The sequence below is a fragment of the Streptomyces sp. SolWspMP-5a-2 genome, from assembly GCF_900091845.1.
Classification (GTDB): domain Bacteria; phylum Actinomycetota; class Actinomycetes; order Streptomycetales; family Streptomycetaceae; genus Streptomyces; species Streptomyces doudnae.
Genome location: NZ_FMCI01000285.1, coordinates 1 through 24862 on the forward strand (window position 1 = coordinate 1; position 24862 = coordinate 24862).

Annotated in this window: 21 protein-coding genes and 2 pseudogenes; 21 read left to right on the forward strand and 2 right to left on the reverse strand. The window is 73.6% G+C overall.

What is annotated here, in order from left to right; all coding sequences use genetic code 11:
* The first annotated feature begins 219 nt into the window (after positions 1 to 219).
* Positions 220 to 1641: a M14 family zinc carboxypeptidase gene (locus tag GA0115242_RS28585; RefSeq protein ID WP_093833502.1), complete on the forward strand. Its 1422-nt coding sequence runs from the start codon at positions 220 to 222 to the stop codon at positions 1639 to 1641.
* Between the two features lie 38 nt (positions 1642 to 1679).
* On the opposite strand, the gene GA0115242_RS28590 is transcribed toward GA0115242_RS28585, so the two are convergent.
* On the reverse strand, positions 1680 to 2462 hold the full coding sequence (locus GA0115242_RS28590) for a DUF899 family protein (protein ID WP_093833504.1): 783 nt from the start codon (positions 2460 to 2462) through the stop codon (positions 1680 to 1682).
* A 237-nt stretch (positions 2463 to 2699) separates the two neighbouring features.
* On the opposite strand from GA0115242_RS28590, the gene GA0115242_RS28595 reads away from it, so the two are divergent.
* The 11 genes and pseudogenes from GA0115242_RS28595 (at position 2700) to GA0115242_RS28645 (ending at position 12790) form a co-directional block, all read left to right on the forward strand.
* The gene (locus GA0115242_RS28595; protein ID WP_093833506.1) at positions 2700 to 3275 is read left to right on the forward strand and encodes an HAD domain-containing protein; all 576 of its coding nucleotides are present in this window, start codon (positions 2700 to 2702) and stop codon (positions 3273 to 3275) included.
* A 205-nt stretch (positions 3276 to 3480) separates the two neighbouring features.
* The gene (locus GA0115242_RS28600) at positions 3481 to 3792 is read left to right on the forward strand and encodes a hypothetical protein (protein ID WP_237549358.1); all 312 of its coding nucleotides are present in this window, start codon (positions 3481 to 3483) and stop codon (positions 3790 to 3792) included.
* Between the two features lie 287 nt (positions 3793 to 4079).
* Positions 4080 to 4946: a phosphotransferase gene (locus tag GA0115242_RS28605; RefSeq protein WP_093833510.1), complete on the forward strand. Its 867-nt coding sequence runs from the start codon at positions 4080 to 4082 to the stop codon at positions 4944 to 4946.
* 242 nt (positions 4947 to 5188) lie between these two features.
* Positions 5189 to 5689 (forward strand): annotated as a pseudogene (locus GA0115242_RS28610) (DinB family protein); the annotation flags it as partial.
* A gap of 339 nt (positions 5690 to 6028) precedes the next feature.
* Positions 6029 to 6580 (forward strand): DUF5958 family protein, encoded by a 552-nt coding sequence (locus GA0115242_RS42575; protein WP_237549359.1) that lies wholly within the window; start codon positions 6029 to 6031, stop codon positions 6578 to 6580.
* Positions 6577 to 7668, forward strand: coding sequence for a fatty acid desaturase family protein (locus GA0115242_RS28620; protein ID WP_093833514.1), 1092 nt, complete (start codon positions 6577 to 6579; stop codon positions 7666 to 7668). The genes GA0115242_RS42575 and GA0115242_RS28620 overlap by 4 nt, the downstream gene beginning before the upstream one ends.
* Positions 7655 to 9031 (forward strand): O-acetylhomoserine aminocarboxypropyltransferase/cysteine synthase family protein, encoded by a 1377-nt coding sequence (locus GA0115242_RS28625; protein WP_237549360.1) that lies wholly within the window; start codon positions 7655 to 7657, stop codon positions 9029 to 9031. The genes GA0115242_RS28620 and GA0115242_RS28625 overlap by 14 nt, the downstream gene beginning before the upstream one ends.
* 5 nt (positions 9032 to 9036) lie before the next feature.
* Positions 9037 to 9795, forward strand: coding sequence for a gamma-glutamyl-gamma-aminobutyrate hydrolase family protein (locus GA0115242_RS28630; RefSeq protein ID WP_093833537.1), 759 nt, complete (start codon positions 9037 to 9039; stop codon positions 9793 to 9795).
* Positions 9792 to 11036, forward strand: a complete 1245-nt coding sequence (locus GA0115242_RS28635) for a homoserine O-acetyltransferase MetX (RefSeq protein ID WP_093833516.1) — start codon at positions 9792 to 9794, stop codon at positions 11034 to 11036. Before GA0115242_RS28630 ends, GA0115242_RS28635 begins: the two co-directional genes overlap by 4 nt.
* The gene (locus GA0115242_RS28640; RefSeq protein WP_202555880.1) at positions 11020 to 11826 is read left to right on the forward strand and encodes a membrane protein YczE; all 807 of its coding nucleotides are present in this window, start codon (positions 11020 to 11022) and stop codon (positions 11824 to 11826) included. The genes GA0115242_RS28635 and GA0115242_RS28640 overlap by 17 nt, the downstream gene beginning before the upstream one ends.
* A gap of 214 nt (positions 11827 to 12040) precedes the next feature.
* Positions 12041 to 12790 carry a hypothetical protein gene (locus GA0115242_RS28645; RefSeq protein WP_093833518.1) on the forward strand — a complete coding sequence of 250 codons (750 nt, stop codon included), beginning with the start codon at positions 12041 to 12043 and terminating at the stop codon, positions 12788 to 12790.
* A 54-nt stretch (positions 12791 to 12844) separates the two neighbouring features.
* On the opposite strand, the gene GA0115242_RS28650 is transcribed toward GA0115242_RS28645, so the two are convergent.
* The gene (locus GA0115242_RS28650) at positions 12845 to 16069 is read right to left on the reverse strand and encodes an alpha-L-rhamnosidase (RefSeq protein WP_093833520.1); all 3225 of its coding nucleotides are present in this window, start codon (positions 16067 to 16069) and stop codon (positions 12845 to 12847) included.
* Between the two features lie 453 nt (positions 16070 to 16522).
* Between GA0115242_RS28650 and GA0115242_RS28655 the strand changes: the two are divergent.
* The 9 genes and pseudogenes from GA0115242_RS28655 (at position 16523) to GA0115242_RS28695 (ending at position 24834) form a co-directional block, all read left to right on the forward strand.
* A pseudogene (locus GA0115242_RS28655) lies at positions 16523 to 17736 on the forward strand (cytochrome P450).
* Positions 17737 to 17780: 44 nt separating this feature from the next.
* Positions 17781 to 18377, forward strand: coding sequence for a TetR/AcrR family transcriptional regulator (locus GA0115242_RS28660; protein ID WP_093833541.1), 597 nt, complete (start codon positions 17781 to 17783; stop codon positions 18375 to 18377).
* A gap of 46 nt (positions 18378 to 18423) precedes the next feature.
* Positions 18424 to 18624, forward strand: a complete 201-nt coding sequence (locus GA0115242_RS28665) for a ferredoxin (RefSeq protein WP_093833521.1) — start codon at positions 18424 to 18426, stop codon at positions 18622 to 18624.
* Positions 18625 to 18677: 53 nt separating this feature from the next.
* Positions 18678 to 19913, forward strand: coding sequence for a cytochrome P450 (locus GA0115242_RS28670; protein WP_093833523.1), 1236 nt, complete (start codon positions 18678 to 18680; stop codon positions 19911 to 19913).
* Between the two features lie 278 nt (positions 19914 to 20191).
* Positions 20192 to 21103 carry an ABC transporter substrate-binding protein gene (locus GA0115242_RS28675; RefSeq protein ID WP_256089779.1) on the forward strand — a complete coding sequence of 304 codons (912 nt, stop codon included), beginning with the start codon at positions 20192 to 20194 and terminating at the stop codon, positions 21101 to 21103.
* Positions 21104 to 21826 (forward strand): amino acid ABC transporter permease, encoded by a 723-nt coding sequence (locus GA0115242_RS28680; RefSeq protein WP_093833527.1) that lies wholly within the window; start codon positions 21104 to 21106, stop codon positions 21824 to 21826.
* A gap of 240 nt (positions 21827 to 22066) precedes the next feature.
* Complete coding sequence (locus tag GA0115242_RS28685) at positions 22067 to 22777, forward strand: amino acid ABC transporter ATP-binding protein (RefSeq protein ID WP_093833529.1); 711 nt, start codon at positions 22067 to 22069, stop codon at positions 22775 to 22777.
* A 4-nt stretch (positions 22778 to 22781) separates the two neighbouring features.
* Positions 22782 to 23525 carry a GntR family transcriptional regulator gene (locus GA0115242_RS28690; protein ID WP_093833531.1) on the forward strand — a complete coding sequence of 248 codons (744 nt, stop codon included), beginning with the start codon at positions 22782 to 22784 and terminating at the stop codon, positions 23523 to 23525.
* Positions 23526 to 23607: 82 nt separating this feature from the next.
* On the forward strand, positions 23608 to 24834 hold the full coding sequence (locus tag GA0115242_RS28695; protein WP_093833533.1) for a pyridoxal phosphate-dependent aminotransferase: 1227 nt from the start codon (positions 23608 to 23610) through the stop codon (positions 24832 to 24834).
* Positions 24835 to 24862 lie beyond the last annotated feature (28 nt).

A 24862-nucleotide genomic window follows, 5' to 3' on the forward strand; every position in this document is an offset into this window, starting at 1 on the left:
CCGCCGGTCCGTGCCCGCCGCATCCGCCGGTCCCGTCCCGCCGCATCCGCCGGTCCGGGCCCGCCGGGCCGCCCGGGGGAGGGCCGCTCCCGACGTCCGCCGCGCCCGGCCCGCCCCACCGGCGGGAACTCTCGCCCCCGGCCGCACGTTGCACCTCTTCGCGTGTGACAACGCGCCCGCACACCCGCACCGCCCTCTCCTCCGGAGCACCGCACCCGTATGACAGCCCCGACGTCCGCGCACTCCGCCGCCGCCTCCACGCCCGACTCCTGGGTCCGGTACGCCGCCACCGTCCCGCCGACCGACGCCTATCCCGGTGTCGACGAGCTGCTCGGCTCCTTCCGCGCGCTGGCCGCCGCCCACCCCGGCCTGGTGACCGAGCGGCGGATCGGCACCTCCACCCTCGGCGAACCCCTGCACTGCTTCACCGTCGGGGACGGCCCGGCCGACGGGACAGGCGGCTACGTCGTCGTCGGCGGGGTGCACCCCAACGAGCCGGTCGGCGCGGTCACGGCCCTGCGCCTGGCCACCGCGCTCTGCGAGGACCCGGCGCTGCGCGCCCACTTCGACGGGGCCTGGCACATCGTGCCCTGCGTCGACCCCGACGGGGCCCGGCTGAACGAGGGCTGGTTCGCCGCCCCGACCGACAAACGGGCCTACGGCCGCCACTTCTACCGGCCCGCGGGCCGGGAACAGGTCGAGTGGACCTTCCCCTTCGCCTACAAGGACGCCTGGTTCGACCGGGTCCTGCCGGAGACGCTGGCGCTGATGCGGCTCCTGGACGGGGTCCGGCCGCGCTTCCTCACCACCCTGCACAACTGCGAGGCGGGCGGCGTCTACTACTACATGAACCGCCCGGCCCCGGAGCTGTACGACGTCCTCGCGGCGATCCCGGCCGCCGCCGGCCTGCCGCTCGCCACCGGCGAACCCGAGGCCGCCCACGTCCCGCTCTACGCCCCGGCCGTCTACGGCTGCATCGACATGCGGGACGCCTACGACTACCTCGACGGGCTCGGGCTGGACGCCGCTGCGAAGATCGCCGGTGCGTCGAGCGCCGCGTACGCCGAGCGCCACGGCACCTTCTACTTCGTCACCGAGGTCCCGCACTGGAGCCACCCGGACGCCGACGACGACACCCCCACCGACGAGCGGTACGCCGACGTCGTGCGGCGCAGGGCCGGGGCGCTGGCGGAGACCGGGGCGTTCCTCGGCGCCGTCCTGGACGCGACGACGCCGGACCTGACCATCGCGTCACCGTTCCTGCGGGCGGTGCGCGACTTCGTGCCGTCGCTGCCGGAGCTGGCCGCGATGGAGTCGGCCCGTGCGGAGACCCTCCCCGACCGGTCCGCCACCGTCGCCGAGCGCTACGACTGCGAGGCGAGCGTGCACAGCTTCCGCGTCCGCTTCGGCGGGATGCTGCTGCGGGCCCTGGGCGCCGAGCTGACCGCGGGCACCGCCACCCCCGAAGTACGGCGACGGCACCGGGAGTTGCTGACGGCGTACGAGGAGTGGGAGCGCGCTGCGGAGCCCGCGACCGGGGAGCCCATCGGGATCGCGACGCTGGCCGGTGTCCAGTACGCGGCCCTGCTCGCCGCCGCCGACCACGCCCGCGTACGGCCGGGCGGTCCTGACGCCGGCTGACGACTCCCGGCCCGGGGAGGGGGCGGTGCCGACCGGCGTCAGTGGTGGGGGCCGTGGCGCCCGAGGGTCTCCACCGGGGTCGCTCCCGGGCGGGTCCACTGCGGCACCGGGCGGCTGGTCGGGCCCCAGGTGGCGGCACCGTCCGCGTCGGTGCGCCACGACCAGCACGGGCTGCCGCCCTCGGGCCACCCGGGCGGCTTCGCCTCCCACGCCTCGCCGCGCCCGTACGGGGTCCGGTCGAGGAGCGCGAGCGAGCCGTTGACCGGTTCGTTGCCCCGGCCGGTCGTGGAGTAGGTGAGGAAGACGCGGTCGCCGTCGCGCAGGAAGCTGACGAGGTGGCCCATGACCCCGCCGATCGGCGGGTCGAGGCCCCGCACCGAGTACCAGGGCTGGGTGTAGCCCATGAACGCGGTGTAGTCGGCGACCTCCTCCCAGCGGCCGGTGGTCAGCACGGCGAAGGAGACGCCCCGGGCGTTGAGGTAGACGGCGTCCCGCAGGTGCCAGACGGTGGTGGTGCAGCCCTCGCACTGCCCCTGGTGCGGGGCGCCGTCGTACCACATGTGCTGGTAGACGACGAGTTCGTCGCGCCCCTGGAACAGGTCGAGGAACGGCACGGGTCCGTCGGCGCCGACGACCTCGACGGTCCCGTCGATCTCCACCATCGGCAACCCGCGCCGCGCGGCGGCGAGTTCGTCACCCGCGCGGGTGTGGGCCTTCTCCCGCGCGAGCAGTTCGTCCCGGGCCGCCTGCCAGGTCGCCTGATCGACCACGGCGGGCCGCCCGGAGGTGGCGGGGGTCGGTGCGTCCGGGTCGGTGTTCATGGAGTCCTCCGAGGGGGTGGAGTGCTGGGCGCAGGCCACGGACGAACAACCGGCGAGGCCCTGCCACCACGCCCGATCACTCATCCACACCGCATCCCGAGCGTGCCACGCGCACGACGGGAGGGCGGCACCCGGCGCGCCGGGTGGGGGCGGGCCCCACCGAACGCCCGCAGCCGCAACAGAGGGGCACCGGCACGCCGGGGGCGGGGGCCTTGTCCCGTGGCCTACCGTACGGCGATGACCAGCCCCTCGCGGTCCCCGCTGCCCGCACCGCCTTCACCGCCTCCGCTGCTTTTCCTGGACGTCGACGGCCCGCTGATCCCGTTCGGGGCCGGCGCGCGGGAATTGCCCGGCGGCTATCCGACGTTCGCGCCGGATCCGGCGTCCGGGGGACCGCACGGGGCAGCCGGTTCGCATCCGCTGCTCGCGAGGATCGATCCGGCGATCGGGCGCCGACTGGCCGCGCTACCTTGCGTGTTGGTGTGGGCGACGACGTGGATGGCGGACGCGAACGACTGCGTCGCCCCGCTGCTGGGGCTGCCCGAGCTGCCCGTGGTGGTCTGGCCCGAGCCCTCGGAAGCAGAGGAGCGGCAGGACGCGCTCCACGGCCTGCACTGGAAGACCCGCACCCTCACCGCGCACGCCGCCGGACGCCCGTACGTCTGGCTCGACGACGAGATCACCGACGCGGACCGGGCCTGGGTCGCCGCCCACCACCCCGGCCGGGCGCTGCTCCGTCGGGTCGATCCGCGCCGGGGGCTGACGGACGAGGACTTCGCCGCCGTCGAGGCGTGGTTGCGGTCGGTCGGGTGAGGACCACGGAGGCACGAGGGCGCGCGGTGGGGTTCGGAAGGCGCGGACGGAGGCCGGGCGGGGCAGCGCCGGGGGCCTCCGGGGCTCGCGTTCGGTGGCGGGTCGTGTGGCTGCGGGAGGCGGGGTGCGGGACCCCTAACACGCCTCCTTCATGCGCCAGTTGGCGATTTCAGGTATGGGCTCGCGGCCGATTATGATCTTGGTCATGACTGTGCAGAGCCCTGAAAAGACACCTTCCCGCAAGCAGAGACTCCAGGAGAAGCAGCGCCGCCAGCTTGCGGTGGTCGACACCGTGGACAAGGCCGAGGTCAAGGTCCGCAAGGCCGAGGCCGAACTCGCCGTCGCCATCTCGGAGGCGGTCCAGATGTTCGGCGGCGAGGAGGCCGCCTCGGAGGAACTCGACATGCCCGTCGAGGCGATCCGCCGCTTCCTCGGCATGCTGGAGGACGAGTCCGGCGACGCCGACGAGTCGACCGGTGCCGTGAAGGACGAGGACGACGACGTCGTCGCGGTGTAGCACTCCCCAGCCGGACCGCGCCCCGGACCGACGCCCTCCCGCCCGGAGACGCCCCCTGCCGGGCGGCTCCGGGCGGACCCCGTTCCGGCCGGGCTCGGCCGGTGACTGACCTACGGCCTCGCTTCGGGGAGAGCGTCGGCCGTGGGTCAGTCGGTCGCCCTCGCTGCCGGGGCTCGGAACCGCCGCTTCGAAAAGGTGGGGCGACCGGCCGTCCGGCATCGGTAGGGTGCCCGGGATCACCGCCGGGCGGGCGGTGCCGGTGCGCGCGGAGCGGGAGTCCAGTCACGATGCAGGTCTCGGAAGTCCCCCGCGCGACGGCCGCGGCCTCCTCTGTCGCCGTGTCCCTCGGACTGCCGGTCGACGCCACCCTCGTGCTTCAGGACTCCGACAAGCTCACCCTGCGGCTGCTGCCGTGCGACGTCGTGGCCCGGGTGGCGCCCGCCGCACGGCAGGTCGCGCGGTTCGAGGTGGAGCTGGCCCGGCGGCTCGCTGCGGTCGGGGCCCCGATCGCCGCCCTCGATCCCCGGGTGGCACCGCGCGTCCACGAGCGCGACGGCTTCGTGGTGACGTTGTGGACCCACCACCCGTCCGCGACACCGCACGGGGTCGCCCCCGCCGACTACGCCGACGCGCTGCGGCGGCTGCACGCCGGTATGCGGGAAGTCGGCGTCCCCGCACCGCACTTCACGGACCGCGTCGACCAGGCCAGGCGCCTGGTGGCGGACCGGGACCGCACCCCGGCGCTCGCCGACCCGGACCGGGAACTGCTCGGCCGCGTCCTCGGGGACCTGCGGCACTCCGTCGGCGCCCGCGGCGCGGCCGAGCAACTGCTGCACGGCGAGCCGCATCCCGGCAATCTGCTCGCGACCGGGAACGGGCCCCTCTTCATCGACCTGGAGACGTGCTGCCGCGGGCCCGTGGAGTTCGATCTCGCGCACGCTCCCGAGGAGGTCGCCAAGTACTGTCCCGAGGCCGATCAGGACCTGCTGCGGGCCTGCCGCGTCCTGGTGCTGGCCATGGTGACGGCCTGGCGCTGGGACCGGGACGATCAACTCCCCGACGGGCGGCGGCTGGCGGCCGAATGGCTCGACCGGTTGCGCACGGCCGTCGCGCGCGACGGTGCCGACGGACTCGGCGACCACCCGCCCGGCTGAGAACGACCGCCGCGAGCGGTGGCATCCACTGCCGCAGGCGGTTGCGTCCGCTGCCGCAGGCGGTGGTGTCGCGGCCACGCAGGGGGCGGTCTCAGCCCCGCCGCCGGTAGTTTCGGCCGCCGCAGACAGGGGCCGTCCCGCAGGCGGTGGCACCGGCGGCCGTCTGGCACACAACAGCTTTCATCCGCCGCCCTGTTGACCTTCGCGGTGCATGGCCGTCCTGTGCGCCACCCTCGACGTCCATCCCGGCGCAGGAGTACGCCGAGGTGGCCCGGCAGGCGGCCGGCGGGATGACGGTGGTCGAGATCGCCGGGGACTGGAAGGTGCGCGTCGAGCGGGTCGAGGAGGTCCTCGCGCACTCCGGGACACCGGAGCCCGACGACACGCCGGTCACCACCATCGCGTCGCGGCTGGCGCACCTGCACGGCGACTTCGCGGGCCGCTGGGAGTGGACGTTCGGCGGGCGGCGCCGTGACCCGAGGACGCTGGTGGACTTCGCGCCGGACGCGGCCTCGGCGCTGGACGCGTTCTGGACGTCGATCGACCGCTGGCGCGACAGCGTCGCCACCGTCACCGACGCGCAGCTCGACACGGTCGGGTTCTCCCGTCACCCGTACGGCTCGGACCCGCACGACCCCCACGCCGCCGTACCGGCGGGTTTCACCCTGGAGTTCATCCACCACATGGCGGAGATCGCGCTGCTCCGCGACCTGTACCGGGCGGGCTCGGGCGGGAGCCGGTAGGACGGTCGCCGGGCACGCTGTCAACGGCGACGCGCGGAATTTCCGGTCGTCCGCGATTCTTCCGTCCGGGCGGGCGCGAATCCGTACGGACGTCCGGGGAATTCACTCGGATCTCCCTCCCGGGACACCTCCGAATTCCCGGTCGCGAACCAGCGGGCGATATCCCCGGGGCATCCCGCGTCCCGTCCGGGCGGTTCTCGCGAGCGACGGTGACGCGCTCCCCGCGCCGTGCCTGAATTCCGGATTCCGGTAAGCCGGACGCGCGGACGCGGGACAGGAGTTCGGGTGCGCCGCGCCCGTCGGAGGGGAAGCGCATGGCCGCACGGGACGTCATGCCCAATGCGTCGGCGCCGGGGGGCGCGCCCGTTGTCCGGTGGTGTCGAATGGTTCGATTCACTCGATCCTGACGCGCAGTTCGAGACACCGCGCGCTCGGGCGCACCACCGTGTTCGGACGAGCGCCGTGGCCGAGGACGGACCCGGGGCGCCCGCCGTGCCGGGCCGTGGCCGGACCCGCGTTCCCGCGGTGCCGCTCACCCGGGGCCGGTTGAACGAGCAGCTCGGCGCGATCGCCCTGGCGCGCCCGGCCGACGTGTCCCGCACGGCGTTCCGGCTGCTGGTCGCCGTGCGGGAGATCGGCGGCGGGCGGCGCCGGGCGCGCGACGTCCGGGACGGACGCGATCACCGGCGGCACCCCGGGGTCGGGAGCGTACGGAGCCTTTCGCCGGACCGCGCCGGAGTCTCCGTACGCCTCTGTTCCAGAGGTATTGGCGAATTTTGGTGCTGTCCGAAAACGCTGTTGTTTTCACTTCCCGGCATCAGGAAACTCACACTGTTTGTGAAAACGGCACACCGCGGTCGCGGCGGGGCGGGGGAAAAGGGGCTTTGTTGAGTACAGACAGCTCATGGGCGTACGACGGTCGTCGTTACCGGATGTACCGGTTCCCTCCCGAGGTCCAGCGTGAACTCAACGAACTCAACCGGCCCGACAACTGGCACGTCCTGGTCGCCTGGGTCGAAGACGTGTTCTGGATGGCGCTCTGCGTCCTGCTGTGCGTCTACGGCTCCTTCTGGTTCTACCCGGTGGCGGTTCTCGTCATCGGGGCGAGGCAGCGCGGCCTCTCCACGCTGCTGCACGACTGCGCGCACGGCGTGGGCGTCGCCGACAGACGGCTCCAGATGGTCGCCGGTACGGTGCTGACCGCGTATCCGATCTTCCAGCAGCACTACGCCTACAAGGTCTCCCACGTCTTCACCCACCACCCCAAGCTGGGCAGCCCGGACGGCGATCCCGACCTGCGGTTCTTCATCGAGCAGGGGGCGTACCGGCGGGCGGCCACGGCGAACTACGTGCGCCGGGTGGTGGTCCTGCCCCTGCTGGGCTCGCAGACCTGGGCGTATCTGCGCTACCTGGTGCGCAACCGCTACCGCGTCCTCAAGGGCGTCGAGAAGCGGGCCGAGGCGTCGACGCCCGCGCAGCGGCGCAGGCGGGCGCTGGACCGGGCCGGGTTCTGGCTGTTCTGGGGGCTGGTCGTCGCCCTGGCCTGGTCCGGCGGATGGCTGTGGGGGCTGCTGCTGTTCTGGGTGGTCCCGTACCTGACCAGCTTCCAGATCCTCGGCTGGTACATCGAACTCTCCGAGCACACCCCGCTGGTGCGGGACTCCAACGTCGATCTGTACATGACGCGCAACCGCAAGAGCCGGGGCTGGGAGAAGTTCCTGACCGGCATCCACAACGACAACTACCACCTGGAGCACCACCTCGACCCGCGCACCCCGTTCTGGAACCTGTCGAAGACGCGGGAGATCCGGCTGCGCGATCCCCATTACGCGGCCGTGGACCAGGCGTTGGGCGGGCTGTTCCACCGCGGTCCCGAAGGCCAGCCGAGCACCATGTCGGCCATCGTCCGCTACATGAGCCGCACCGAGGACGCACCGCCCGTGAAGCCGATCCCAGAGGGAAACGATGTCGCAGCCTGAGCAGCCGGTCGACGCCACCACCGCCCGACCCGGGGACGCCGCCCGTCCGGTCCTCGCGGCGAAGGAGTTCGCCCGGCCCGAGTCGGCGGTGGTGCACGGCGGGTCGCAGGCGCGGCTCGGTCCCACCCCGCCGATGGTGACGCCGATCTTCCAGACGGCCGCCTACGAACTGCCCAGCACGGGCGCCGCCGCGGGCATCTTCGACCTGCTCCAGGACGGGCACGCCTACACCCGGCTGAACAACCCGACCTGTGACGTCCTGGAGGAGCGGATGGCCGCCGTCGACGGCGCCGCCGCCGCGCTGGCCGTCGCCTCCGGGCAGGCCGCCGTCAGTCTGGCGCTGCTCAACATCGCGCAGGCGGGCGACAACATCGTCAGCTCCAACGAGCTGTACGGCGGCACCTGGAACCTGCTGGCGAACACCTTCGCCCGGTTCGGGATCGAGACCCGGTTCGTGAGCCCCGCGGACCCGGCGAACTTCGCCGCCGCCACCGACGAGCGGACCCGCTGCTACTTCGGGGAGACGCTGCCCAACCCCCGGCTGAGGCTGTTCCCGATCGAGGAGGTGGCCCGGGTCGCCGAGGAGCACGGGGTGCCGCTGGTCCTCGACAACACGATGCTGCCGTACGTCCTGCGGCCGGTCGAGCTGGGGGCGCACATCCTGGTCTACTCCGCCACCAAGTACATCGGCGGGCACGGTTCCTCCCTCGGCGGGCTGATCGTCGACGGCGGGACCTTCGACTGGGAACGGCACGCCGACCGGCACCCGTTGATGACACGGCCCGACCCGGCGCACGGCGGCGCGGTGTGGACCCGCACCGGCAAGGAGCTGGGCGGCGGGCTCGGCCGCAGCGGATATCTGCTGAAGGCCCGCGAGACGCTGCTGCGCGACCTCGGGCCGTGTCTGAGCCCGTTCAACGCGTTCCTGCTGCTCCAGGGTCTGGAGACGCTGCCGCTGCGGATGCGCGTCCACGGCGAGAACGCCGCCGCGGTGGCCGCGTTCCTGCACGGCCACCCGCTGGTCGAGCAGGTGATCCACCCCGGCCTCGCCGAGGGCGCGGAGGCCGACCGGGTCCGCCGCTACCTGCGCGGGAACACCGGCCCGCTGGTCCAGTTCGAGGTCCGCGGGGGCCGGGAGGCGGGCAGCAGGTTCATCGAGGCGCTGCGGCTGGTCTCGCACGTCACCAACATCGGCGACGTCCGGTCCATGGCGACGCATCCCGCGTCCACCACGCACGCGCAGCTCCCCGAGGAGGAGCAGATCGCGGCGGGTGTCACCCAGGGGTCGATCCGGCTGGCGATCGGCGTCGAGCACGTCGACGACCTGCTCGCCGACCTCGACCAGGCGCTGAAGGCGGTGTGAGCGCGATGCCGAGCGGTGACGGCGGAGCCGTCCTCCCCCTGGTCGCGCTCGCCTGTGTGCGCGAGGACCTCGACGGGGTGGCGCACGCGGCGGTCCGCCAGGTGTACGTGTCGGCGCTGGAGGAGGTCGCGGGGTGCGCGGTGGCCCTGGTGCAGGGTCCCGCCGCGTGGCTGCCCGCCGTCCTCGACCGCTTCGACGGCGTCGTGCTGGGCGGCCACGAGTCCAACGTGGCGCCCGAGCGGTACGGGGCCCCTCCCGCGCCGGGGCCGCGCGCCCCCGAGCGGGACGCCCTCGCCCTGAACCTGCTGCCGTCGGCGATCACCGCCGGGATTCCCTTCCTCGGGATCTGCCGCGGGCTCCAGGAGCTGAACGTGGCCTACGGCGGCACCCTGCGGGACATCGGCGGGCTGCCGATCGGCGCGGCGCACCGCGAGGACCTGAGCCTGCCGAGGGACGGGCAGTACCTCCCGGCGCACGATGTCGCGGTGACGCCCGGCGGGCCGCTGCACGAGATCGTCGGGCAGGACACCGTGCGGGTCAACTCCCTGCACGGGCAGGCGGTCGACCGTCTGGGGTCCGGGCTGGTCCTGGAGGCGGCGAGCGCCGACGGGGTCGTCGAGGCGGTGTCGGTGGCGGACGCGTCCGCCTTCGCGCTCGCCGTGCAGTGGCACCCCGAGTGGTACGCGGCCTCCGACCCGGTCTCCAAACCGCTCTTCAACGCCTTCGGGGCGGCCGCCGCCGCGCACGCCCGGAGGCGCGGATGACGGCCACCGGCAGCAGGCACGCGGAGTTACCGGTGGGCGGCGCGGAGCGGCTGACGCTGTTCGGCGCCGACCGGCCGCTGCGCCTGGAGTGCGGCCGGGTCCTCACCGACGTCCCGGTGGTCTTCGAGCGGTACGGGCCGCGCGGGGCGGAGACCGTCTTCGTCTGCCACGCGCTGACCGGCGACGCCCATGTCGCCCGGCACGGGCGCGGGGACGCCCCGGGGTGGTGGGAGTCGATGGTGGGTCCCGGCCGCCCGATCGACACCGACCGCTTCCAGGTGATCTGCGCCAACGTCCTGGGCGGCTGCTCGGGGACGCTGGGCCCCTCCCCCGCCGACCGGGACGCCGTCGGGGAGCCGTTCCCGCAGATCACCGTGGCCGACATGGTCGCCGTCCACCGGGAGCTGCTGCGGCGGCTCGGCGTCGGGCGGCTGCACGCGGTCGTCGGCGGGTCGCTGGGCGGCATGCAGGCGCTGGAGTGGCTGCTGCGCCATCCGTACGACGCCCACCGGTTCGGGCTGATCGCCACCTCCGCCCGGCTCAGCACCGACAACCTCGCGTTCAACGCGATAGGCCGCGCCGCCATCCGCAGCGACCCGCGCTTCCTGGACGGCGCCTACCGCCCAGGCGAGGGGCCGGACGCGGGGCTGGGGATCGCCCGCATGATCGGCCACCTCACCTACATGTCGGGGGACTCCCTGCAGACGAAGTTCGCCCGCCAGGTCTCCGGGCCGCCGCACCCGGGGCCCGGGACGACGCGCACGGCCGGGGTGCCCGCGTGGGGGCCGTTCTCCGTGGAGCGCTATCTGGAGCACCAGGCGGAGAAGCTGGTCGCCCGGTTCGACGCGAACAGCTACCTCTGCCTGACCAGCGCCATGGACCTCTTCGACGCCTTCGCGACCCCCTGTGAGCAGGTCGCCGAGGCGGCGCCGGACGTGCGGCTGTTCAGCTTCGCGTCGGACCGGCTGTACGGCGTCGAGCACAGCCGTCACATCGCGGACCGGCTGCAGAAGGCGGGGGTCGGCGCCGCGCACTTCCACGAGGAGACGTCCGGGGCCGGCCACGACGCCTTCCTGATGGAGGTCCCCGGGTACCTCGACGCGGTGGCCGGGTGGCTGGCCTCCCCCCTGCGCGGGGAGACTCGGGTGGAGTCCTCCGTCCGCCCCCTCGACCTGTCCCCGCGCCCCGGCCCCGGCCAGGGCGCCCAGCAGCCCAGGAGCGACCATGACATCGACGCGTGACAGCCTCGGTGCCGAGAAGTCCGACCCGACCGACCCGAACGGCACGTCCGACCCGAACGACCCGACCGGCCCCACGCGCCCGACCGGCCCCACGGGCGCGTCCGGCGCCGCCGCGCCCCCCGCCGGGCCGCGGGCGCGCGGCATCGGGGCGATCATCCAGCGCCCCCTGATCCCCGACCGGCCCGGCCGCCGCCTGCCGCAGCTGATCCTCGGGCTCGCCCTGTACGGCGTCAGCGACGCGCTGGTCATCCAGTCCGGGCTGGGCGTCGAGCCGTGGGACGCGCTCAGCCAGGGCCTGTCCCGCACGGTCGGTCTGGGGATCGGCATGTGGACCAACATCATCGGCGCCCTGGTGCTGCTGCTGTGGATCCCGCTGCGCAACAAGCCCGGCCTCGGCACGGTGTGCAACGTGCTGCTGGTCGGCACGGTGATGGACCTCTACCTGACGTGGACACCGGCGCCGGACGCGCTCTGGCTGCGCTGGACCGTGCTGCTCTCGGGCGTCGTCCTCAACGGCGTCGCCACCGGCGCGTACATCGGCGCGGGCCTCGGCCCCGGCCCGCGCGACGGCCTGATGACGGGGTGGGCGGCGCGCGGCCACTCGATCCGGGGCGTGCGCTGGCTCATCGAACTGACGGTCCTGGCCATCGGTTTCCTGCTCGGCGCGACCCTCGGCGTCGGCACCGTCATCTACGCGCTGGCCATCGGCCCGCTCGCCCAGTTGTTCATCCCGATGTTCGACCTGGAGCGGCGGGCGGCGAAGGAGCGGTCCGCGGCGGGCACCGCGTAGGGCCGGTGCGGAGTCGGGGCCGCGGGCCGGTCCGGGTGCGATGTGCGGCCCGGACCGGCCCGCGGCCCGTGGCGTACGGGTCCGTCCCGGCGCGGCACCTGCCGCAGCCGCCGCCGCGGTTGCCCGTGCGGGGTCGGTTCGCCTGAGACCGGGACCGTTGGGCCGATCGAGTGGCAGACTCGGCCGGAACGTGACGACCCAGGGGGTTCGAGACATGACGGCCGATGCCCAGGACGGACCGGATCCGGCGCCAGGCGCCCGTGGACAGCAGGTCCTCGACGTCCTCAACAAGGCGGTGGACCTGCAGAGCCCGCTGGTGCGCAGGAACATCGCGCGGGCCAGGCAGCGCGACCCCGGGGCGACCCCGGCGCAGGTGATCCGCTCGCTGGAGCGGATGTACGTCAGCGCGCTGACCGGGACGGGCGCCGCGGTCGGGGCGGCGGCAGCGGCGCCCGGTGTCGGCACCGGCGTCGCGCTGGCGCTGTCGGCGGGCGAGACCCTGTCGTCCCTGGAGCTGAGCGCCCTCTACGCGCTCTCGGTCGCCGACGTCCACGGGATCCCCATCGAGGAGGTCGAGCGCCGCCGGACGATCGTGATGGGCGTCATGCTCGGCGGCTCGGGCAGCAGCGCCATCGGCAAGGTCGCCGGACGCACGGGACAGCACTGGGGGCGCCAGATCGTCGGCAAGGTCCCGGCCGAGACGCTGCGCCAGATCAACAAGGTCCTGGGGCGCAACTTCGTCACCAAGTACGGGACCAGGCAGGGGGTCATCGTCCTGGGCCGGGTGGCGCCGTTCGGGATCGGGGCCGTGATCGGGGGCGGCGCCAACGCCGCGCTCGCCGCGCTGGCGGTGAAGGCGTCCCGGCACGCCTTCGGACCGCCTCCGGCCTCGTGGCCGTGGCAGACGGTGCCCGGGTCACCGGTGCTCTCCGGCGATCCCGGTGACCCGGTCGAGCGGATCTGATCCGGGCCGAGGGGGAGGCGCCGTCCTGACGGGGCGGCGCCTCCCCCTCGTGGCTCAGCCGCTGGCGGTCCTCGTGGTGAAGGTGTGGGTGCCCGAGCCGACGCGGTAGACGCGGTGGCCGTCCTCCGTGCGCGTGTAGGTGCCGTCGGCATGGGTGACCTTGTCCCCGGCCGCCGCCGGGAGCCACACCTCGGCGGTCGTGTTCGCCGGGATCGAGCAGATCAGTTCGAAGCCCGTCGGCCTGAGCCGCCAGTGGGTGGAGACGGGACCGCGCACCGAGGTGAACGTCGCGCGGGCGGTGGAGAGGCCGCCGCCCGGCCGGGGCCGGACGAGGATCTCGCGGTAGCCGGGCGCGGCCGGGGCGATGCCGGCGATGTTCGTGTACATCCACTCCCCCACCGAGCCGTAGGCGTAGTGGTTGAAGGAGTTCATGCCCTTGTCCTGGAAGGTGCCGTCGGGGCGCAGCGAGTCCCAGCGCTCCCACATCGTGGTCGAGCCGCGGTCGATCTGGTAGCCCCAGCTCGGGAAGGTGCGCTGGGTGAGCAGCCGGTAGGCGACGTCGGTGTGGCCGGTGTCGGTGAGGACGGGCAGCAGACGCGGGGTGCCGAGGAAGCCGGTGGAGAGGTGTCCGTCGCGGGCGTCGATCAGGGCGACGAGGCGGTCGGCCGCCGCCGCGCGCAGGGCGTCCGGCAGCAGGTCCATCGACAGGGCCAGGACGTACGCCGTCTGGGTGTCGCCCTTCACCCTGCCGTCGGCGCCGACGTACGCGGTGCGGAACGCGGCCCGCACCCGGCCGAAGAGGTCGTCGTAGGGGGCGGGGTCGTGGCCGAGCACCCGGGCGGTCCTGGCGGCGAGGTCGGCGCTGTGCGCGAAGTACGCGGTGGCGATGACGTCCTTGGGGGTCTCGTCCGAGAGGTTCAGCCAGTCGCCGAAGCCGTCCGCGGGGCGCAGCAGGCCGGTGCTGTGCCGCTCCAGGTAGCCGAGCCAGGCGCGGATCGAGGACCAGGCGTCGGCGAGGACCTGGCGGTCCCCGTACGCCTGGTAGAGCGCCCACGGGACGGTGACGCCCGCGTCGCCCCAGCCCGCCGCGCCGTCGCCGACGCCCGCGATGTCCGGCGCTACGTGGGTGAAGGACCCCTCGGCGGTCTGCGCGTCGCGCAGGTCGACCAGCCACTTGGTGAGGAAGCGGGCGGACTCCATGGTGTACGCGGCGGTCGGCGCGAAGACGTTGATGTCGCCGGTCCAGCCGAGGCGTTCGTCGCGGGCCGGGGTGTCGGTGGGGATGGAGAGGAAGTTGCCGCGCTGGCCCCAGGTGATGTTGCTGTGCAACTGGTTGAGCATCGGGTCGTCGGTCTCGAAGGTGAGGGTGGCGGGCGCGTCGGTGTGCATGACGCGGCCGGTGACGGCCCGCGCCGTGGGGGTGCCGGGGAATCCGGTCACCTCGACGTAGCGGAACCCGTGGAAGGTGAAGCGCGGCTCGTAGACCTCCTTGCCCTGGCCCTTGAGGGTGTAGGTGTCGGTGGCCTTCGCGGTGCGCAGGTTCTCGGTGTAGACGGTGCCGTCCGGATTGAGGACCTCCGCGTGCCGCAGCCGTACGGTGGTGCCCGCCGCGCCGGAGACGGTGAGGCGGACCGAACCGACCATGTTCTGGCCGAGGTCGAAGACGAAGACGCCGGGTTCCGGCTGCGTCACGGCGACCGGGGTGATCTCGTCGGTGATCCGTACCGGCCCGTCCACCTGGGCCACGACCCGCTCGGGGACGGTGCCGACGGCCGCCCGGGTCGCGAGCCAGGAGCCGTCGGAGAAGCCGGGCGAGGACCAGCCCGGGGTCTCCTTGCGGGCGTCGTACCGCTCGCCGTCGAGCAGGTCGGCGGTGACGACCGGTCCGGCCGAGGCACGCCAGTCGGTGTCCGTGACGACGCGCTCGGTGCGGCCGTCGGCGTACTCCACCTCCAACTGGGCCAGCAGCGACGGGCTTTCGCCGTACTGGTGCGGGCCGAACATGCCGACGTTGCCCGCGTACCAGCCGGGCGCGAGGTACACGCCGAGGGCGTTGGCGCCGGTGCGCACCAACTCCGTGACGTCGTGCGTGCGGTACTGGACGCGGGTGCCGTAGTCGGTCCAGCCCGGGGCGAGTTGGTCGGTGCCGACGCGGACGCCGTTGAGGTGCGCCTCGTAGAGGCCGAGCGCGGTGATGTAGAGGCGGGCGCGCCTCACCGGGACGCGGCGCAGCGGGAACGCGCGGCGCAGCCGGGTCACGGCGTAGGAGGCCGGGGTGAGGGCGCCCCAGGGTCCCGCTCCCGCGGCGGCGGCCTTCTTCGCGGGCTGCCAGGCGGTGTCGTCGAAGTCCGCGGTGCGCCAGTCGTCGGCGGGGGCGGTGTCCGTGGTGCGCCACGCGGTGTCGGTGACGACGCGGCGCTCCCCGTCGGCGGTCCCGACCACCAGGGTCGCCAGCAGTCCCGCCGGGCTGACGGTGGCGTTGGTGGCGGCGACCGCGAGGACGTTGCGGCCGGGCTTGAGCCGGGCCAGGACGTCGACGACGGCGGGGCGGCGCCAGTCCTCGTTGTCGGTGTCCAGGTCGGTGCGGGCGACCTCGGTGCCGCCCACGGAGGCGGAGTAGACGTTGTCGGCGGTGATGGCGAGGACCGCGGAGGTGAGGCCCTCGGGGAGGTCGACGGTGCGGCGGAACCAGCGGGTCGCGGCCGGGGCCTCCGCGGCCGGGTCGCCCTCGGGGAACCAGATCCAGTCGGCGCCCTCGAAGGTGGGGGCGTCGGTGAGGTCGGCGGGGGGCGAGATCCAGCGGGCGGACCAGTCGTCGGCGCCGGTGAGGCCGGTCTCCCACCAGGAGGGTTCGCTCCAGCCGGAGGCGGTGCCGGCGGTGTCCCACACCCGCACGGACCAGAAGTAGCGTGTCCTGGCACGGAGTTCGGGCCCCGCGTAGGGGACGAGGACGGAGTCCGCCGAGGCGACCCGGCCGCTGTCCCAGACGTCGGGGCGGTCCAGGGCCCTGGCGCTGGAGGCGACCCGGATCTGGTAGGCGCTCTGGCGGGCGCCGGGGGTGGCGGAGGTCAGGGGCCAGCTGAGGCGGGGGCGGGCCGTGTCGATGCCGAGCGGGTGCCGGACGTACTCGACGGTCGGGGCGGTGACGGCCAGCGGCTTCGGCCGCGCGGCCGCCCCGGTCCCTTGATCGACGGGCGCGGCCTCGGCCGGAACGGCACCCGTCGCCGCGACCGCGACCGCCGCGGCCGTGCCCGCCAGGATCTCTCTACGACTGATCACTACGCCACCTCGCACGCATGGGGGGTGAACCGATCGAGTTGAATCGATTCAATCTGTGTGGGCGTCGCCACCGTAGAGGCGGGCGCGAGAGGGGGTCAATGAGCGTGCAGGGACTTTCCTGACGGAGGTTCACGGGGTGGCGGGGTGGAATCGGTTGGGGGGTTCACCGACGGGAGGCGGATTGAACGGTTTCAGGTCGGCGCGCGATCGAGGCTTGACGGAATCGCGCGGACGGCCGGGAGAGGGTGACCTCGCCATCCCACTTGGCCGCTCCGGCGACCGGCGACCGAGGGTGACCCGGCGCCGGTGACGACGCCCGGCAACGAGGCAGCGGGTCCCACCCTCGCACCCGTCCCGCACCCACCCGCTTTTAATTCAGTTGATTGACTTAATGTGGCGCGAGGAGGTTCACTGAAGCCGTCGTCACCCCCCAGCGACCAGAGGAGAACCGTCGTGACCGACCGGTCCGTGCCGCTGTCGTATCCGTTAGAGGGCGCCGGTGCCCTGGAGCCCCCGCCCGAATGGCCGGAGCTGCGGGAGACGTGCCCCGTCGCCCGGGTGACCCTGCCCAGCGGTGACGAGGCCGCGCTGCTGACCCGGTACGAGGACGTGCGGATGGCGCTGTCCGATCCGCGCTTCAGCCGGGAGGGGCTGGCGGGTCCCGACGCGGCCCGCGCGGCGGCCGACGGCGCGCAGGACGTGTTCAACAGCCCGATGGCGAGGACCCTCAACGCGGTCGGTCACGCGCGCTGGCGCCGGATGATCGGCAAGTGGTTCACCGCGAAGCGGATGACGGCGCTGCGCCCCGACATGGAGGCGATGGCCGACCGGCTCGTCGACCGGATGGTCGGGAACGGGTCGCCCGCCGACCTGGTCACCGCGCTCGCCTTCCCGCTGCCGGTCCAGGTGATCTGCCGGATGCTCGGCGTCCCGGAGGCCGACCGCGACCTGTTCAAGGCGTGGTCGGACATCTTCCTCAACACCACCCGCCACACCGGCGAGGAGACGGCCACCGCGCACCGTGACTTCGCCCGGTACATGGCCGGACTGGTCGACGGCAAGCGCGCCGAGCCGGGCGACGACCTCATCAGCCTGCTCCTGACCGGGGCCGACGGCACCGACGACCCCATGCCCGAGGACGCGCTGGTCGCCACCGGGCAGGCCCTGCTGCTGGCCGGGCACGAGACCACCGCCGGTTACATCGGCCTGATGGTCGCCCATCTGCTGTCCGACCGGCGGCGCTGGGAGCGGCTGGCGGCCGACCCAGGGCTGGTGCGGCAGGCCGTGGAGGAAGTGCTGCGCTTCGACCCCAACGGCAGCAGTTTCGGCATGATGCGCTACACCGAGCAGGACACCGACCTGCCCGGCGGCCCGATGGCGGCGGGGACCACCGTGGTGTGCAGCCTCGCCGCGGCCAACCGGGACCCCAGCGCCTGGCAGGACGCCGACGAGCTGGACATCGGCCGCACCCCCAACCCCACCTGGCCTTCGGCGCCGGGCCGCACTCCTGTCTCGGCCAGCCCCTGGCGCGCACCGAGATGCAGGCCGCGCTGACGGTCCTGCTGCGCCGGCTGCCCACCCTCGACCTCGCCGTCGGCAGCGACGCGCTGCGCAGCCAGAGCGGACTGCTCACCGCCCCGCTGCGCGAACTGCCGGTGACCTGGTGACCGTGGCCGCGGCGGGCACCGAACTCGCCACCCGGGCCGCGCTGATGGCGGCCGGGGAGCGGCTCTTCGCCGAGCACGGCCTCGGTGCCGTCTCCAACCGGCAGATCGCGGAGGCGGCGGGACGGCGCAACGTGACCGCCGTCAGCTACCACTTCGGCGGCAGGACCGGCCTGCTGCGGGCCATCATGACCGAGCACGGCGAGCGCGTGGACCGCATCCGCGAGCGCCACGTCCGCGCGGTCGGCGACAGCTCGGCGCTGCGGGACTGGGTCGGCTGCCTGGTCCGTCCGGTGCCCGAACACCTCGCGGAACTCGGCAGCCCGTCGTGGAACGCCCGGTTCTCCGTCCAGGTGATGGCGGACCCGGCGCTGCGCTCCCTGGTCACCGAAGAGGCCCTGTCCCGGCCCTGGTTGCGCCGGGTCCTCGACGGACTGCACCACTGCCTCGCCGAACTGCCCGCCGACGTACGGCAGGTGCGCGGCGGGATGGGCCGCCACCTGATCACGCAGATCTGCGCGGAGCGCGAACGCGCCCTGGCCGAGGGCGGATCCGACCGCCACGGCAGTTGGGAGCGGACCGCCGACGCCCTCACGGACGCGATCACCGGCCTGCTCACCGCCCCCGTCACACCCCGCGCCTGACCCACCGGCGCACCACCCCCACCCCCTGTGCAGAGGAGACACCCCCATGAAGGTCACCGTCGACGAGGAGAAGTGCTGCGGCGCCGGACAGTGCGTGCTGATCGCGCCCGAGGTCTTCGACCAGCGCGACGAGGACGGCATCGTCGTCCTGCTCGACGCCGAACCGCCGGCCGACCGGCACCCGGCGGTCCAGGAGTCGGCCGACGTGTGCCCGGCCGCCGCCATCCGGCTCAGCACGCGCGGGTGACACCCGCGCCGACCACGGGCTTTCCCCCTCCACCCCCCACCTCAAGGACGCACATGACCACCGCACCCGTCCGCGACAGCGACCCCGCCGAGGTCCCCCGGTTCCCCGACCCGCGCTCCGCGGTCTGCCCCTTCGACCCCTCCCCCGCGCTGCGCGACCTGACCCGGCTCGGACCCGTCTCCCGGGTGCGGTCGTGGGGCGAGAGCACCCCGTGGGTGGTCACCCGGCACGCCGAGCAGAAGGCCCTGCTGTCCGATCCCCGGCTCAGCGCCCGGTTCACCCACCCCAACTACCCGTCCCCGGTGGACCCCCGGCACGCGGGCGGGGTCAGGCCCGACATGAGCTTCGTCGCGATGGACGACCCCGACCACGCCCGGCTGCGCCGGATGGTGAGCGGTGTCTTCACGGTCCGCCGCATCGAGGCCATGCGCCCGGTGGTCCAGCGGATCGTGGACGACTTCCTCGACCGGATGCTGGCCGGTCCCCGCCCGGCCGACCTCGTGACGTCGTTCGCGCTGCCGATCCCCTCGCTCGTGATCTCCGAACTGCTCGGAGTCCCGTACGACGACCACGAGTTCTTCCAGGTCAACAGCAAGACCATCGTCTCGACGGTGGCCACCGCCGAGCAGCGCGGGCAGGCTCACGGCCGTCTGTCGGAGTACCTGGACGACCTGGTCGGCCGCAAGACGGCCGAGCCGGGCGACGACCTGCTCTCCCAACTCGCCGCGCGGGTCACCACCGACGAGCTGACACGCAGTCAAGCGGCGGCCATGGGCGTCCTGTTGCTGCTCGGCGGACACGAGACCACCGCCAACATGATCACGCTGGGGACGCTGCTGCTCCTGGAGCACCCCGAGCAGCTCGCCGCCGTCCGGGACTCCGACGACCCCGCGGTGGTCGCCGGGGCCGTCGAGGAACTGCTGCGGTACCTCTCGATCGTGCACCTCGGCCGCCGCAGGACGGCCCTGGAGGACATCGAGATCGCCGGGCGCACCATCCGCGCCGGTGACGGGGTCATCCTGCTCGGCGAACTCGCCAACCGCGACCCTGACGTCTTCACCTCCCCCGACACCTTCGACATCACCCGCGACGCCCGCCACCACCAGGCCTTCGGCGCAGGCACCCACCACTGCGTGGGCCAGCCGCTCGCCCGCATGGAGCTGCAGGTCGTCTACCCGACCCTGTTCCGCCGCATCCCGACGCTGCGGGCGGCGACCGGCACCGAGAAGATCCCCTTCAAGTACGACGCCGTCATCTACGGCGTCCACGAGCTGCCCGTCACCTGGTAGTCGCCCGACACCGACGCCTTCGCCCGGCCCGACCCCGACCGGGGCACCACGCGCACCCGCGCGCGGTGCCCCGGTTCCGCGTTCCCGGGCCCGTGCCTCCCCGTCTCCCTGCCTCCGCGGCGCCCCGCTCCCGACGCGGCGGGTGGCCGGATCTCCACCCTCGATGGCGCAACACAGCTTTAACCAAGGCGCAACGGCCGCCACACATCGCCCCGTGAGAGTCACTGGCAACTGTTTACAGTCCTTTCTGAGCTGCTGAAACGCCATGAGGAGCGCCTGTGGAACCACGAATGACCCGCATGGCGGCGGCCTGTCTCACCGTCGTCACGGCCGTCGCCGTGTCGGCGTGCGGAGGCTCCGGCGCCGGCGCACCGGCCGGTGGCGCCGAGATCACGCCGCCGACGGGACTGGTCTCGTCGGGGACCCTGACCTACGGCACCGCCGCCACCTTCCCGCCCTTCGAGTCCAAGTCGTCCGGCGGCGGCCTCGAAGGCTTCGACATCGACATGATCGACGCCCTCGCCTCGTCGATGGGGCTGAGGACCAAGGCGCTCGACACCGACTTCGACGGGCTGATCCCCGCGCTCGCCGGACGCCGCACCGACATCGTCAACTCCGCGATGTACATCACCGACCAGCGCGCCGAGCAGGTCGACTTCGTGCCCTACCTGGTCATCGGCGAGACGCTGCTCACCCCGCGCGGCAACCCGAAGAAGATCAGCCGGGTGCCCGAGGACCTCGCGGGCCGGACCGTCGCGGTCACCCGCGGGGCGATCGGCGAGACCTACATGGAGGCGTACAACAAGGAGCTGCGCGCGAAGGGGCTCACGACGATGAAGATCATGTCGTTGCCGAGCAACCAGGACGCGATGCTGGCCGTCAAGTCCGGCCGCGCGGACGCCTTCGACACCTCCACGCCCGGGGCGGCGACCACCCTCGCCGAGAGCGACGACTACTCCGTCGCGGCCACCTTCAAGAACGACACGAAGATCGGCATCGCGGTCCGCAAGGGCGACAAGAAGATGGCGGCGGCGCTGCGCGAGGCCCTGGACCTGTTCGTGCGCTCGGGCGACTACACGAAGCTGCTGCGCAAGTACCGGCTGCCCGCCGAGACGGACTACTTCGGCGCCGCGAAGAGCGCGTCACCGTCGGCGGGCTCCGCCTCCGCGAGCGCATCGGCGGGTTCCTGAATGGGCGGCTTCCTCGACAAGGTCGTCTCGTCGCAGTTCCTCTCCGCCACGCTGCTGACCTTCGAACTCACCGTGCTGTCCATGCTGATCGGCGTGGCGGGCGGGGTGCTGCTCGCCCTCGCCAAGGGCGGACCCCGCACGCTGGGGTGGCTGGTGGACGGGTACGTCTGGCTGTTCCGCGGCACCCCGGTGCTGCTCCAGCTGATCTTCGTCTTCAACGTCCTGCCGCTGTGGGGCCTCAACCTCTCGCCGTTCACCTGCGCGGTGGTCGCCCTGAGCCTCAACGAGATCGCCTACATGGCGGAGATCGTGCGCGGCGGACTGCTGGGGGTCGACCGGGGGCAGCGCACGGCGGCCCACATGCTGGGCCTGTCCGAGGTGAGGATCCTGCGCTGGGTGGTGCTGCCGCAGGCGGCCCGGCTGGTGCTGCCGCCCACCGGCAACCAGTTCGTCGGCATGCTGAAGACCTCGGCGCTGGCCTCGGTGGTGAGCGTCCAGGACCTGATGCTCACCGCGCAGCGGCAGGCCGCCGCCGACTTCGACTACGTGGGCGCCCTGTGCGCCGCCGCCGTCCACTACCTGGTGCTCACGACCCTGCTCACGTTCGCCCTGCGGTGGATCGAGCGGCGGCTCGACGTCACCCGCAGGGCCGCGGCACGGCGTGACCGGCGGCCCCCGGCCGCGCAGCCGGGCACCGCCGCTCTCGACCCGACGGCCCGCTGAGCGCCCTCCTCCTCCGACCGACCGTCAAGTCCCGCTTCGGCGTGCCGACTTGGCAGCGCCCGACCGCGAGCACGACAGGACAGTGACATGAACCGTGCCCCCCGTGGTACCCCGACCCCTCCGACCGCGACCCCGACTCCCGTCCCCGCTCCTGCCCCCGCCGACGCCGGGGCCACGGCCTCCGGCGGCGCAGCTCCGGCCTCCACCGCCCGCCCGGGGACGGTCCTGCTGGGCCAGGGCATGACCCGCGTCTACCACGACCGCACCGTGCTGCACGGGGTGGACCTCGCGGTCCCGCGCGGCCAGACCGTGGCGGTCCTGGGCCCCTCGGGCGCGGGCAAGTCGACCATGCTGCGCTGTCTCGCCGGACTCGAACCCCTCCAGGAGGGCACGGTCGCCTTCCAGGGCGAGCTGCTGTCCAGGGCGGGTTCCGCGCCCCGCGCGGCGGGCGGCCGGATCGGCATGGTCTTCCAGCAGTTCAACCTCTTCCCGCACCTGACGGCGGCGCAGAACGTGTCGCTGGCACCGCGCAAGGCGCGCGGGGTGCGCACCGCCGAGGCCGACGCGCGGGCCCGCGAGCTGCTGACCCGGGTCGGTCTCGCCGAGCACACCGACCACTACCCCTACGAACTCTCCGGCGGCCAGCAGCAGCGGGTGGCCATCGCCCGCGCCCTCGCGATGGACCCGGAGCTGATGCTCTTCGACGAGCCGACGTCGGCCCTCGACCCCGAGTTCACCCGCGAGGTCCTCGCGGTGATGCGGGACCTGGCGGACAGCGGCATGACGATCGTCGTCGTCACCCACGAGATGGACTTCGCCCGGCGCGGCGCGGACCGAGTGGTGTTCATGGCCGACGGCCGGATCGTGGAGGACGGACCGGCGCAGGATGTCCTGACCGCGCCGGAGCAGGAACGGACCCGGCGCTTCCTCGACCAGATACTCAGCGAGTGAGGACATGACGATCATCACCCCCGGCGGCACCGGACCCGGGAAGCAGGCACCCGCCCCGTGGAACCTGCGCAAGACGGACTGGGCCTACCAGCAGTTGCGCGAGGGCATCCTCAGCGGCCGCCTCGCCCCCGGCGAACGCCTCAACCAGGAGCGGCTCGCCGCTGAACTCGGCATCAGCCGGGGCCCGTTGCGCGACGCGCTGTCCCGGCTCGCCACCGAGCACCTGGTGGTCGACCGGCCGCACCAGAAGTGGACCGTCGCGGAGGTGTCGGTCGCCGACGCGCGCGACGTCTACAACGGCCGCGCCGCCCTGGAGGGCATGCTCGCCGCCGCCGCGGCCCAGGCCGCCGGACCCGAACGGGCCGCCCGCTGCGCCGATCTCGACGAGCTGCTGGCCCGCCAGGAGGAGGCGGCGCGCGGGGCCGGCCCGACGCCGCTGCGGCTGCTCGACCGCCGCTTCCACGACACGGTCTACGCGCTCGCCGCCATGCCCGCCTCCCTCGGCGCCCTCGACCAGCTGCGCGCCCGCAGCGACCGCTACATCGCGCTCTACCTGGCGGACACCTGCCGCGCCCACACCTCCGTCGAGGAGCACACCCGCATCCTCGACGCCGTCAGGGACGGTGACGCCCCCCGCGCGTCGCTGCTCACCCGTGACCACGTGCTCGGCGGCCTCACCGCCCTGGCGGGCGGCATCGCCGCCCGCCAGCCCGCGGGAGCCGCCGCCCCCGAACCCGACCGCCCCTGACCCCCGCACGGGGGACGGCCCCGGTGACCCTCGGTCCCGGGACCGTCCCCGCCACGCACCGACATGTGAGGAACCACCCACCGTGCAGCACCTCCCCCAGGCCCTCCAGCGCCTGTCCATGCCCGAACTGACCGGTCTCCTCGGCCAGTCGCTGCGGGACGCCGAACGCGAGCTGGAGAACGCGCCCGGTCCCGCGCACCCGCTGGACGCCACCTACGCCGACACCCACCGCTTCCCGCCGCCCGCCTGGGCGCTGCCCGCCTTCAGCGCGGCCGCGTCGGGCGAGGGCATGACCTACACGCCCTACCGGGGCGACCGCGGGATACGCGAGGCCGTCGCCGAGAACGTGTCCAGCGTGCTCGGCGTCCCCGCCACCGGGCCCGCCGACGTGATCCTCACCCCCGGCACGCAGGGCGCCCTGTTCACGGCGCTGGCCGCGATCCTCTCCCCCGGCGACCTGGTGCTGCTGCCCGACCCCGACTACCTCTCCACCGAGCGGATGCTGCGCTACTTCGGCGCCGAGGTCCGCCGGATCCCGATGGTCTGGCCGCACGAGGGCGCAGCGGGCCGGGGCGCCCGTCCCTCCCTCGACCTGGAGGAGCTGGAGCGGGCCGCCGCTCTCAAGCCCCGGCTGATGGTCTTCTCGCACCCCAACAACCCGACCGGGGCCGTCTACGACGAGGCGACCGTCGAGGCGATCGCGGACGCGGCGCGCCGCCACGACTTCCAGGTCATCGCCGACGAGCTGTACTGCCGACTGGTCTACGACGGCGAGGAGTTCTTCCACCTGGCCGCCCGTGAGGGCATGGCCGAGCGGACCGTGACGCTGCTCGGCCCGTCCAAGACCGAGTCGCTGTCCGGCTACCGGCTCGGGGTGGCCGTCGCGCCCACCGCGCTGGTCGACGCGATGGAGGACGTCCAGTCCTGCACCGCGCTGCGGGCGCCGTCCTACGCGCAGCATTTGCTGGGCCGGTGGATCGCCGACGACCAGGACTTCCTGAAGGAGCGGCTGGTGGAGTACCAGGCGCTGCGCGACACCACCGTGCGGAAGCTGAACGCGTCGTCGGTGATGCGGGTCAACGCCAGTTACGGCACCGCCTACCTCTTCCCCGAGGTGCTGACGGGCGCGTCCGACCAGGCGGTGGCGCTGGCGCTGAAGGAGCACGCCGGGGTGATCGTCAACCCCGGCTACCAGTTCGGCGCGGCCGGCACCGGCCGGATGCGGCTGTGCTTCGCGCAGGACGAGGCCGTCTGGGACGCCGCGCTCGACCGGATCCTGGACGTGGTGGCGTCGGTGGAGCCGGCATGAGCGGCGGCGGGCGGACGGCCGCGTGCGC